Source organism: Mesorhizobium sp. M7A.F.Ca.US.002.01.1.1, assembly GCF_004022955.1.
GTDB classification, from domain to species: Bacteria; Pseudomonadota; Alphaproteobacteria; order Rhizobiales; family Rhizobiaceae; genus Mesorhizobium; species Mesorhizobium ciceri.
The window spans coordinates 1-10,980 of record NZ_RZQE01000177.1 but is presented as its reverse complement, the minus strand read 5'-3'; the positions used below and the strand labels follow the sequence as shown (position 1 = coordinate 10,980).

Annotated in this window: 11 protein-coding genes, 1 tRNA gene and 1 pseudogene; 3 read left to right on the top strand and 10 right to left on the bottom strand. The window is 64.8% G+C overall.

All coding sequences use genetic code 11. From position 1 onward, the window contains the following. Together EN932_RS18210 and EN932_RS18205 are read left to right on the top strand one after the other, a co-directional pair. Positions 1–291 (top strand): annotated as a pseudogene (locus tag EN932_RS18210) (indolepyruvate ferredoxin oxidoreductase); the annotation flags it as partial. Next, on the top strand, positions 284–1,864 hold the full coding sequence (locus EN932_RS18205; RefSeq protein ID WP_128368957.1) for an indolepyruvate oxidoreductase subunit beta family protein: 1,581 nt from the start codon (positions 284–286) through the stop codon (positions 1,862–1,864). The pseudogene EN932_RS18210 and the gene EN932_RS18205, both read left to right, overlap by 8 nt. Before the next feature lie 5 nt (positions 1,865–1,869). On the opposite strand, the gene EN932_RS18200 is transcribed toward EN932_RS18205, so the two are convergent. The 8 genes from EN932_RS18200 to EN932_RS18165 all read right to left on the bottom strand — a co-directional run bounded on the left by EN932_RS18200 (position 1,870) and on the right by EN932_RS18165 (position 6,743). Then, positions 1,870–3,606, bottom strand: a complete 1,737-nt coding sequence (locus EN932_RS18200; RefSeq protein WP_245465056.1) for a sulfatase-like hydrolase/transferase — start codon at positions 3,604–3,606, stop codon at positions 1,870–1,872. Between the two features lie 174 nt (positions 3,607–3,780). Beyond that, complete coding sequence (locus EN932_RS18195; protein WP_128368956.1) at positions 3,781–4,068, bottom strand: hypothetical protein; 288 nt, start codon at positions 4,066–4,068, stop codon at positions 3,781–3,783. 111 nt (positions 4,069–4,179) lie between these two features. After that, the gene (locus EN932_RS18190) at positions 4,180–4,641 is read right to left on the bottom strand and encodes a periplasmic heavy metal sensor (protein WP_127368191.1); all 462 of its coding nucleotides are present in this window, start codon (positions 4,639–4,641) and stop codon (positions 4,180–4,182) included. Then, a complete protein-coding gene (locus tag EN932_RS18185) occupies positions 4,638–5,090 on the bottom strand; it encodes a hypothetical protein (protein ID WP_127368192.1) in 453 nt (150 codons plus the stop codon). The genes EN932_RS18190 and EN932_RS18185 overlap by 4 nt, the downstream gene beginning before the upstream one ends. 86 nt (positions 5,091–5,176) lie before the next feature. After that, a complete protein-coding gene (locus EN932_RS18180) occupies positions 5,177–5,719 on the bottom strand; it encodes an RNA polymerase sigma factor (RefSeq protein WP_013527960.1) in 543 nt (180 codons plus the stop codon). 45 nt (positions 5,720–5,764) lie between these two features. Next, positions 5,765–6,253: an acid-shock protein gene (locus EN932_RS18175; RefSeq protein ID WP_245460892.1), complete on the bottom strand. Its 489-nt coding sequence runs from the start codon at positions 6,251–6,253 to the stop codon at positions 5,765–5,767. A 94-nt stretch (positions 6,254–6,347) separates the two neighbouring features. Continuing rightward, a complete protein-coding gene (locus tag EN932_RS18170; RefSeq protein ID WP_013527958.1) occupies positions 6,348–6,536 on the bottom strand; it encodes a DUF2158 domain-containing protein in 189 nt (62 codons plus the stop codon). Positions 6,537–6,667: 131 nt separating this feature from the next. Continuing rightward, positions 6,668–6,743 (bottom strand) — tRNA-Thr (locus tag EN932_RS18165). A 330-nt stretch (positions 6,744–7,073) separates the two neighbouring features. On the opposite strand from EN932_RS18165, the gene EN932_RS18160 reads away from it, so the two are divergent. Then, a complete protein-coding gene (locus EN932_RS18160; RefSeq protein ID WP_164753685.1) occupies positions 7,074–8,213 on the top strand; it encodes a hypothetical protein in 1,140 nt (379 codons plus the stop codon). 20 nt (positions 8,214–8,233) lie between these two features. On the opposite strand, the gene EN932_RS18155 is transcribed toward EN932_RS18160, so the two are convergent. Continuing rightward, positions 8,234–9,835, bottom strand: coding sequence for a cisplatin damage response ATP-dependent DNA ligase (locus EN932_RS18155; RefSeq protein ID WP_024503421.1), 1,602 nt, complete (start codon positions 9,833–9,835; stop codon positions 8,234–8,236). 232 nt (positions 9,836–10,067) lie between these two features. Next, positions 10,068–10,980, bottom strand: a 913-nt coding sequence (locus EN932_RS18145; RefSeq protein WP_128368955.1) for a ligase-associated DNA damage response exonuclease, incomplete at its 5' end; no start/stop codon positions are given.

Sequence of the window (10,980 nt, the reverse complement as noted above, 5' to 3'; positions counted from 1 at the left end):
ACCGGTGACCATGCCTGCATGCGGCTGTCCGGCTGCCCATCGCTGTCGGTCAAGTCGCTCGACGATCCTTTGCGCGACGATCCGGTCGCGCATATCGACCAGAGTTGCGTCGGCTGCGGCAATTGCGGCGAGGTCGCCGATGCGGCGGTGCTCTGCCCGTCCTTCTATCGCGCCGACGTCGTCCACAATCCAAGCCGCTGGGATCGCTTCCTGGAAGCCGCGCGCCGCGCCACCATCAGCCTGTTGCAGCGTCGCCGCGAAAGCCGGCGCCTGACTTTCGCCGATGCTTGACGCCGTCCCCCCACTTCGCGCCCACGCCGGCGCTCAGGATGGTGAGCGTGTCATCAAGCTCGCCGTGCTGGCGGTCGGCGGCCAGGGCGGCGGCGTGCTCGCCGACTGGATTACCGATGTCGCCGAGCGCAACGGCTATGTCGCGCAGTCGACCTCGGTCGCCGGCGTCGCCCAGCGTACCGGCGCCACCATCTATTATGTCGAGATGGCCCGCGACACCGGCCGGCTGCCGGTCTTTGCGCTGTCGCCCTCGCAGGGCGACGTCGACATCCTGATCGCCGCCGAATTGATGGAAGCCGGCCGTGCCATCATTCGCGGCTTCGTCACGCCCGAGCGCACCACGCTGATCGCCTCGTCGCACCGCATCGCCGCCGTGTCGGAAAAGATCGAACCGGGCGATGGCCGGGCCTCGTCGTCGAAGGTGCATGCAACGGCGGAAGCCGCATCGAAGCGCTTCATCGCTTTCGATATGGAGAAGATCGCCGCCGACAATGGCTCGATGATCTCGGCCAGCCTGCTTGGCGCGCTGGCGGGATCCGACGCCCTGCCGTTCACGCGCGAGAGCTACGAACAGGCGATCGGTGCCGGCGGCCGGGGCGTCAAGGCCAGCCTCGCCGCCTTCGGTGCCGCGTTTGACCGTGCGCGCGGCACGGCGGCACCGGCGCCTAGGCCGGCCGAGCCCGCGATTGTCGAATCTGCCCTGGGCGCCGGACAGGTGAGTGGCCCGCAAAACCTGCTGCAAGGCTGGCAGGCCTTGGCTGTCCGTATCGATCTGTTGCCGGTGGCCGTGCGCGACATGGCGCTTCGAGGCTTGAGAAAGGTCGTCGACTATCAGGACATCGCCTACGGGCGCGACTATCTCGACCGGTTGGACAAGGCCGTCGCGCTGGACGGGCCGATTCAGGGCTATGGCTTGTCCATCGCTGCCGCCAAGCATCTGGCCAATGCGCTGTGCTACGACGACATGATCCGCGTCGCCGATCTCAAGACACGTTCGACGCGCGACAAACGCGTGCGCCGCGAGGTCGGCGTCAAGGATGGCTCGATCCTGCAGGTGACCGAATATTTCCATCCGCGCATCGAGGAGTTCTGCGGCACGCTGCCGGCGGGTCTGGGCAGCTACATCGAGGACCGGCCGAAGCTCGCCGCCTTTCTCGACCGCCGCATCAACCATGGCCGCCGCATCCGCACCGACAGTTTTGCCGGCTTTGCAGCACTCTGGTTCATCGGCGGCCTGCGCCGCTGGCGCCGCAGCCTGCTGCGCCACAAGGTCGAGGTCGCTCATCTCGATGGCTGGTACGCGCTGGCGCTCGACCATGTGCCCGAGGATTACGCACTGGCCGTCGAGATCCTCAATTGCCGCCGGCTGATCAAGGGCTACAGCGACACCCATGCCCGGGCGCAGTCGAAATTCGACCGGGTGCTGTCCGCGCTCGACATGGTCAAGGGCCGCACCGACGCCGCCGACTGGATCCGCCGCCTGCGCGAGATGGCGCTGAAGGACGAGAAGGGCGACATGCTCGACGGTGCGCTGAAGACCGTGGCGACGCTGGGGCCAGATAAAATCGGCTGAGATAACTAGCGAGCATCTACCGATTGGAGCGGCGCCAGCCCATGCAGCGGCGCCGCTTCCGGGAACAGATGCAGCAGCCCTGAATCGACGCGCCGGCGCAGATGTGCGTCCACTTCGGCCCGATCCTGACAACCATGAAACCTGCCGCCGCAACGGTCGCGCAGGCGCACGAGGTCGGCCATGACAGGCGACATCGGCAGGCCGGCAGCGTCGAGCAGGCTCGCGCTGAGGAAGCCGACGTCGAGCGGGGCCAGGTCAGGCATCGGATGGCGCAAAGGATGGTTGAAGGTGGTGAGCGTGTAGAAAGTGCGATAGGCAAGCGAGCCAGGGGTCGCCAAGGCGTCGTCCCCGGCGATCGCGTCGACGAACGGCTTGGTCGCCGACGACTGGTGATCGCCGAATTCGAGCACCACGGCGCCGCGTTCACCGGCATCCGCTTGCCTCTTGTCGAGGAAATCCTGGAAATCGCCGCGCGCTACCGCCATCCGGCGCAGATACTCATTGGCCTGGAAATCGCCCGAGAAAGGCTCGCCCTCGACCTTCAGCCCGGGCTCCATCCGCCCCTCATAGGGTGAGTGCGGAAACATGGTCTGGATTTCGAGGAACAGCGGCCGGCCGTCTTCCCTATGGTGCCTGGCGATGAATGCCTCGGCCGCCTGGTAATAAAAGTTGTCGCGCAGGTGATAGAAGGGCGCGGCGATGTCCTTGATGTCGAGCATGGTCTCGAAACCGATCGATTTCAGGAACGGCCCTTCATTGACGAACGAAAAGTCCATCGGCGTCATCACGACAGTCCGATATCCGCAGCGCGCCAGCACCTCCGGCAAGGCTCCGGCGACCTTGTCCTGCAGGGTGATGGTCAGATAGGGGCTTCGCCAGCCGAAATCGGTGGCCGACAGGCCGGTCATCAGCGACAGATTGGTGATCCAGGTGCCGCCGCCAAACGTCTCGACCTGCATCTGGTGCGGCGTGCCGGCCCCCGGTGCGAATCTCTGCAGGAATCCCGCGCCGTTGCCGACCTGCGGAAAATAGCCGGGATCGGACTGGCTTTCGCTGAGCACGAAAAAGACGTCGGGAAGATCAGCCCGGTCGCCGCAATCGACCGTGTCGGCAAAAGGCGGCTGCGGCGCCACGGCTTGCAGCCGCTTTTCGAAGCCCGATTCTACAACGAGGTTGTGCAAATCCAGCAGCGAGACGAAGAAGGCCGACATGTGCCGGCCCTGCATGTAGTAGAAATAGCGGTCCTTCGAGGCCTCGGCCGGAAAGGTCAGCGGCACCAGAACGACGAGCGCCGCCATGACCAGGACGCGTGCCGACACCGGCCAGCCGATTTTCCGATCGATCCGGAACAGAAGCATCGCCACCCCGATGCCGAGCCCCAGGGCAATGACGACCGGCGCGATCAGATGGAGGTAGGAGCCGAGCAGGAAACGATACACTTCCGGGTCCCTCGACACGAAGACCGTGTCGTAGAAGTGCAGCGAAAATCCTTTCAGCCGGAACTTGATCGCCGAAACCACGGTGACGAAGGCAATGCCCATCCAGGCGAGGTAGCCGGAAAAGGCAAGGCGCCCCGAAGCCAGGAACAGAAGTCCGGCAAGGGCAGCCACCAGCGCCAGCGAGAACGGCACCGACAGCCATTCGTGCTCGGCCCGTCCGGCGGCGAAGACGCCTGCAAGGCTGACCACGGCCAGCGTCAGCGGATGGCAGAGCACCCGTCCAAGACCTTGAAGCTGAACCACAGATTTTCCCACGAAGATGCCTGAGCATAGTTTCGGGAAATTCTTCGATTATTTGCGGGCTAAGAACAAATGTATAGTGGATTTAACCTTAACTCGGCTGGTCGGGATTGTCCGGTGCGCGCCAGCGCTCGCGCGGGGCCGCCCCGAAAGGTGCCTGGCCCCGCGGTGCTTCGATCAGTAATGGTGCCAGTGGCGCCAGTGATGATGCGGATGCCAGACGTAGGCCGGACCGTGCCAGTAGTGGTAGCGCGGGCGCACGACGACGACGCCGTTCGGCACGCAGCGGCCCCATCTGTTAGGGTGCCAGCCGATGCCGCAGCCCCAGCGGACATGCTCGACCAGTGCCGGGGTGGCTGGCTTGGCAACGGACACGACGGGCATTGCGCTGGACGCGGAGGCTGTCACGACAGTTCCACCGATGGCCAGGATAGCGGTTGCTGCATAGTTTTTCAGGCGACTCATAATTGGACTCCGAGTGCTTTCGACGATGAAGATGGCCGTCCTGTATGGTGCACAGGGCAGGCTTGTCCCTTCGCATCGTTAAACGGCGTCTCCGGCCTTTTCCGTCGGTCGTCATGGCGATTTTTTTGGCGTAACGGTGGCGCGGCGTTCCATATGGCGCAGCAACGCCTGTGCCAGCACGCTCCGGTTTTCAGGCGATGTGCTCGCCGCGAAGTCGACAATGGCCTGTTCAAGCCGGCTGCGCACCGTCACATCGGCATTGCGTGCCCGTTCCAGGGCGGCGGACAAGGCGGCCTTGTCCATGACAGGCTGCTGCAACAGGTCCGCTGCCTCCTGCCTCGCCTGCTGGCCATCGAGAATGATCTGACTGGACTGCACGCGAGCCTGGCGCAGCGCCTCGCGGAACGCCTTGCGGTCCTGGTTGGCAAGCTGTCGGCCAGCCGATTCCAGCGAGACAGCCGCGCCCGCTTTGGCATTTCTCAGCCAGACCGCGCCGCCGACGAATGCGCCCGCAAGAAAGACGTTCAGCACCACGGAAGTAATGACCAGACCACGGATCCAGCGCGGGCTCATAGGTTTTCCTCACCGTTCTCGGCATCCGGGCCGGCATCGCCAAACGCCGTTACATCGGTATCCAGCACATAGTGGTCCGGCTGGACCTCCGGCGTGACGATGGTCACCAGGGCCAGTCCTGCCACGGCACCGGCCAGACCAATGCCGGCAAGTCCAAGTCCCAGCCACCAGAACCACTGACGCCGGCGCTGGACGAGGTGCCGGCCGGCAGCCTGCAGAATGCTGCTGTGCAGTGCCTTGTCCGGGGCGTCGACGCGGTAGCTGTCGAGCAGCGCGTCAAGTGTCCCGGCCTGCCTCAAGATGGCCTCGCCCGCGTCGCTTGCGGCAAAGACCGTGCCGGCCATTCGCTCGGCCTCGGGCCATCGCCGCAAGTCGCCGCCATAGGCCTGCGCCAAGGCGGCAAAGCGCCTGGCATCCATTGCGGGTTCGTTCCTGGACCCTTCAGCCATGTGTCTCCCCCTTGCCCGTCGGCGCCGAGCGCCAGGCGGCACCAGCAAGGCGCAATGGCCGTGCTGCGTTGCTGCTTGCCCGGCGTTTACTCATCGGCGCCATCCTCCGCCAGGATCGCTTGCAGCGACCGCCGGCCGCGCGCGAGCAGGCTTTCCAGGGCATCGACGCTGATCTGCAGTGTCGCTGCCGCCTCGATATTGGACATCTCCTGATAGTAGACCAGAACGATCGCTTCGCGCTGGCGCGGCGCTATGGCTTGCAGCGCCCGTTCGACCCGATGGGCTTCTTCCTCGGAATGAGCATCGGGAAGCGGCGCAGGATCGGCGACGTCCGGCAGGTCGCCGGTCACCCACTCGCGCCTGCGACGCAGCCGGTCGTAGCAAAGGTTGAGCGTCACCCGGTGGATCCAGCTGTCGAAGCGCGCATTGCCGCGCCGCCAGCTCGCGGCATGGCGCCAGATCCGCACGAAGGTTTCCTGCGCGACATCCTCGGCCTCCGCCGCATCGCCGAGCATGCGCACGGCAAGCGCCAGGATACGCGGCAGCTTGCGCGCGACGAGCGTTTGCACGGCTGCCGGCTCGCCGGCGCCGACACGGCGAACCAGCTCCTCGTCCGGATCCGCAGCCATCAGTCGGCGCACTCCCGATGTTCATCGCGCGTCATTGCCTCTTGGTCATTGCTCTTGCTTGGGAGCGGTTTTGTGGCCCGGCAGTTCGTCGGCTGTCAGAATGCCATCGGCATTCTTGTCCAGCCGGGCGAAGCGCTTGGCGAAGAAGGCATCGAGTTCGGCGCGATCGATGAAGCCGTCATGGTTGGAATCGATCCGAGCGAAGGATCTGGCGGCGTCGCCCTTGACGTTGCGCTTCGCCTGAAAGGCCTCCCATTCCAGCAGGCTGATCTTGCCGTCGCCATCCGTGTCGGCCGCCATGATCGCCTTTTCGCGCCGCTTCTGGAATTTGGCCAGCGTGATGTCGGACCTGGTCCCCGACGCGCCTGGCGCGGCAAGTGGCGCGCCGGTCTGCGGTGCAGGCGGGGTCGTTGCCTGGGCAAGAGCCGCAACCGTCTGCAAACTCAAGGCAACGACTAATATCGAACGGCTGATCATGTTGTGCGTCTCCAGCTTGGCGCGATGCAGACGGCTTGTGCCGTCATCGCGCTTCAACCGTTAAACGCCGCGACCCGGAAAATCCGTCGGTCGCGCGTGCTGATCCGTTCGTGCTCGGGTGCGCATCCCGTCGATCGGGATGGAAGGAGCTCTAGTCCGACTGGTCGGCCGCAATCAGTTGTTCGGGCTTGAACCCGGCATGCTGCGGGGTCCACACCTCGCCCTCGCGATTGAACCAGTGGCACAGATACATGCCCGAGGCTGCGCCATCGCTGACCGTCATTCTGGGGCCTCCGGATTTCAGCTTGACCACGTCTCCGGTCTTGAAATTGTTGGGCATTTTTTGACCTCCCATGCTGAGGCCATGAGTTTCACACCAAACCGGGGTCACGACAATGGCAGATCTGCCAGGCCGGCGCCGCAATCCTTTGCGCCAGATGCGAAGGGGTAGACGACAAAAAGGAGGAGAAATGGTGCCGCTTGCGTGACTCGAACACGCGACCCCCGCATTACGAATGCGGTGCTCTACCAACTGAGCTAAAGCGGCCCGGGAAGCCAACGCCTCCAAGATGCGGCGGTGATAGACGCAACCGGGCGCGAATTCAAGATGCGACTTGGCAATTCCTGCGGCGGCGTCATGGCACCCTCGAAAGCCGGCCGCCGCCTTGTCCGCCAATCAATCGCCAAGGGATGCGGCGCACGGTACGTGCGCTCTCCGCGCGTGAAAATCGGTGAAACATGCTGATTTTGTTGCCGGAACAGCGCCGGAATGGACTTTGCATACCTCTGCGAGGCAGAATGCGCCGCTCGCCCGTTGATTGATTGGTCGCCTGCGGCTAACGATCACGGCAAGGTAGGCAAAGACAGAGGGACCCGCTTGGACGCGATCGAAAAAGCGATCCGGAACGCCTTGGAGAAAGGCAATGCCGAGGACCGCGCGTTCCGCGAGAGGGTCTATCGCTCGGCTTTTGCCGCGCTTGATCGCGCGCTCCAGGCCAATCCCGGTGTGACCGTTGAGGTCGCCATCAAGCGCCGCAAGGCAATCCAGGCGAAAATCACCGAAATCGAATCCGAGTTCCTGCCGGCGGTGCCGGATGTCGGCCCGCAGGGCGATGCACCGGCGGTCGAACTCGGAGCGGACTCGGCGCCCGCGGTCGAAACCGGCCGACAGGCATCGTCCCCCGATGTCGTCGTCGACGGCCCCGTGCAATCCGCTGCCGATGCGCCGCGCTCGCGCGTCCTGCCCGTCGTTCCCGACATCATGCCGGACGCCTCGCTTCCCGATGCACCGGCCATCGACATGTCGGTTCCGGCCGCGGCCGGCGCGACCACGGAAGTGGCGCCCGACCGCGATGAAAGACGCATAAGAGGGCGTCGCCTGCCGCTGACCGCCATCTTCCTGACCGTGACACTGCTGGCAGCGGTTGGCATCGGCCTGTTCTTCGCCGTGCAGACCGGCGTGTTCAAGACGTCGGCCCAACTCGACACCGCACCACCTGAAGCGCCGCCGACCGTCGAGGACGACGATTTCACACCGGCCGACGGCGGTCCGGCAAAACCCGGCGCCGCCGACCAGTCGCGCGACTGGATCAATGTGTTTTCGCCGGCCGATGCATCGCATGTCAGTGCGCCATCGGACGCCAGGGCCGAGGTGATGAAGGACGATACCGGTTCGTTCCTGCGCATCCGTTCCGGCGCGTCCGGTTCGGCGATCAGCTTCGACGTCGGACAAGGCGTGCTGGAGAAACTGGCCGGCAAACATGCCGTGTTCGACATCATTGCCCGCTCCGAAGAAGGCAAGGAGACGCAGATTTCGGTCGACTGCAATTTCGGCGAACTCGGCGACTGCGGCCGCAAGCGCTATGCGGTCGGCCAGCAGCAGAACGAATATCTGTTCGACGTGCAGTTTCCCGACAAGCATCCGGGCTCGGCCGGCACCATTGCCATCAATTCCGACTTCGACAAGCAGGGCAAGGCCGCCGACATCTACGAAATCCGCGTTTCGATCGAGCCATAGCGAACCCCGCACCGCGCTAATTATCGGTCGAGCAGCGCCTGCAGCGTTTCGATGCGGTCGGCCTCGTTGGCCGGCTTGTCCCAGCGCAATCGCGAAATGCGGGGAAAGCGCATGGCGACGCCGGATTTGTGCCGGGTCGAGCGGTTCAGTCCTTCGAAGGCGACTTCCAGCACCAGGCCGTTGTCGCGGTCGGCCCGCACCGAGCGCACCGGCCCGAAACGCTCGATCGTGTTGTCGCGGACATATTTGTCGATCTGCTTCAACTCCTCGTCGGTGAAGCCGAAATAGGCCTTGCCGACCGGTACCAGTTCTTCTTCGCCTTCGGCACCTGTCCAGACACCGAACGTATAGTCGGAATAGAAGCTCGACCGTTTGCCGTGGCCGCGCTGCGCATACATCAGCACCGCGTCCACTGTGTGCGGATCGCGTTTCCACTTGAACCACGGACCTTTCGGCCGGCCGGCGACATAGGCTGAGTCCCAGCGCTTCAGCATGACGCCTTCGATGATCGGATGCGGCGGCGCCCGGCGCAGTTCCTCCAGCGTTTGCCAGTCCGTGAAGTCGACGAATGGCGACAGATCGAAACGGCTCGGGTCGAGTGTCGCGACAAAGCTTTCCAGCCGGCCGCGCCGTTCGCGAAACGGCAGCGCGCGCAAATCCTCGCCGCCGACCTGGAGCAGATCGTAGCAGCGCATGAAGGCCGGGTATTGCTGCTGCATCTTCGGTGCCACCGTCTTGCGATTCAGCCGTTGCTGCAGATCGGAGAAGGTTCCCGTCGCCTCCCGGGGATCGCCGACAAGCAGTTCGCCGTCCAGCGTTGCGGAAAAATGCATGGCCTCGGCGAGGTCCGGAAAGGCGCCCGAAACGTCATCGCCGGTGCGCGAATAGAGCCGGCGGATGCCGCCCTCCGCCACCGCCTGGACACGGATGCCGTCCCATTTCCATTCGGCGGCATAATCGGCCGGATCGAGCTTTTCGAGATCGCCGTCGCCGACCGGGTTCGACAGCATCACCGGGCGAAACAATGCCAACGCCGTGTTCCTGGGCTTTTCGGCCTTGCCTTCCAGCCAGGCGAACAACGCTGTGTAAGGCGGTGACAGCCCGTGCCAGAGCTCCTCGATCTCCGCGACCTCGACCTTGCCGAAATCCGCCAGCGCCTGTTTGGCCAGACGCGCCGACACGCCGATGCGCAGGCCGCCGGTGACCAGCTTGATGATGGCAAAGCGTGCCGAGATGCCGGCGCTGTCGAGCAGCCCCGCCAGCACCTTGGGCCCGTCGGAGCGGCTTGCCGCCTGCAGTTTGGCGACAACCTCGCCAAGCGTCGGCTCGCGGTTCGGGATGTTTCCGGGCGTTTGCGGCCAGACCAGCGACACCGTTTCGGCGAGATCGCCGACATAGTCGTAGGAATAGCCGAACAGCACCGGATCCATGCGCTCGGTGACGAGCATGCGCAGCATCGCCGGCTTGACCGCGGCGATGTGGAGATCGCCAGTGATGGCAGCCAGCGCCAGGCCGCGATCGGGATCCTCGACGCTGCGGAAATAGTCGGTCAGCAAGGTCAGCTTGCCGTTGCGCGACGGCGTCAGCACCAGGCGGTCGAGAAGTTCGGCGAAGCGGTTCATGGCGGCGTGAACCTCGCCAATCTGGGAACGTCGCGTTCTGTCGCGCCCCCCTCTGTCCTGCCGGACATCTCCCCCTCAAGGGGGGAGATTGGATATCCCCACTGCTTTCGCCAATCTCCAACGTCGCGAGAATGAGCGCAGCGTCGAAGCAGCCGATCTCCCCCCTTGAGGGGGAGATGTCCGGCAGGACAGAGGGGGGCGCCGTAGGGCGCAAAATCAGCCAAAGGTGTCATCAATCGCCCTCGTCCTCGTAGCCCACCAGGTGCAGCGGCCGCGCCGCGATGCCTTTGAGCTCGCACCAGCGGACCAGCGCCTCCTCGCGGCCATGCGTCACCCAGACCTCTTCGGCTCCGGTCTCCTTGATGGTGGCGGTCAGCTCATCCCAGTCGGCATGGTCCGAGATGATCAGCGGCAGTTCGACGCCGCCCTGCTTGGCGCGCTGGCGGATACGCATCCAGCCTGACGCAAAGCACGAGATCGGATCGGGAAACCGCCGCGCCCAGCGATCCGCGAAGGCCGAAGGCGGGCCGACGACGATGGCGCCGGCAAAATCATCCTTGCCGCCGCTTTCGACGGTCGCCGGTTCGAGGGTGCCGAGATCGATGCCTTGGCTCTGGTAGTACTCACTGAGCTTGGCCAGCGCGCCATGGATGTAGAGCGGCCTGTCGTAGCCGGCGTCGCGCAACAGCCGCATCACCCGTTGCGCCTTGCCCAGCGCATAGGCGCCGACCAGATGCGAGCGTTCGGGGAACTGCGCGGCCGATTTCAGCAGGCGGGCGATTTCTTCGGTGTCGGGGGGATGGCGAAACACCGGCAGGCCGAACGTCGCTTCGGTGATGAACACATCGCACGGGATCGGCTCGAATGGCGCGCAGGTCGCGTCCCTCTGCCGCTTGTAGTCGCCGGAAGCGACGATGCGCGTGCCCTGATGCTCGACCGCTATCTGCGCCGAGCCCAGCACATGGCCGGCCGGATGGAAGCTGACGCTGACGCCATCGAGGGCAATCGTCTCGCCGAGCCTTGCCGCTTGTGTTGTTCCAGCGAAATCCTCGCCGTAGCGCAGCCCCATAATGTCGAGCGTCTGCTGCGTCGCCAGCACCGAGCGGTGGCCGGAACGCGCGTGGTCGGAATGGCCATGCGTGATC

Bases quoted from the DNA above. Each gene is read 5' to 3' on its own strand.
- EN932_RS18205 (WP_128368957.1), top strand. From the start codon at position 284: ATGCTTGACGCCGTCCCCCCACTTCGCGCCCACGCCGGCGCTCAGGAT.
- EN932_RS18195 (WP_128368956.1), bottom strand. From the start codon at position 4,068: ATGAGTCGCCTGAAAAACTATGCAGCAACCGCTATCCTGGCCATCGGT.
- EN932_RS18190 (WP_127368191.1), bottom strand. From the start codon at position 4,641: ATGAGCCCGCGCTGGATCCGTGGTCTGGTCATTACTTCCGTGGTGCTG.
- EN932_RS18185 (WP_127368192.1), bottom strand. From the start codon at position 5,090: ATGGCTGAAGGGTCCAGGAACGAACCCGCAATGGATGCCAGGCGCTTT.
- EN932_RS18180 (WP_013527960.1), bottom strand. From the start codon at position 5,719: ATGGCTGCGGATCCGGACGAGGAGCTGGTTCGCCGTGTCGGCGCCGGC.
- EN932_RS18170 (WP_013527958.1), bottom strand. From the start codon at position 6,536: ATGCCCAACAATTTCAAGACCGGAGACGTGGTCAAGCTGAAATCCGGA.
- EN932_RS18155 (WP_024503421.1), bottom strand. From the start codon at position 9,835: ATGAACCGCTTCGCCGAACTTCTCGACCGCCTGGTGCTGACGCCGTCG.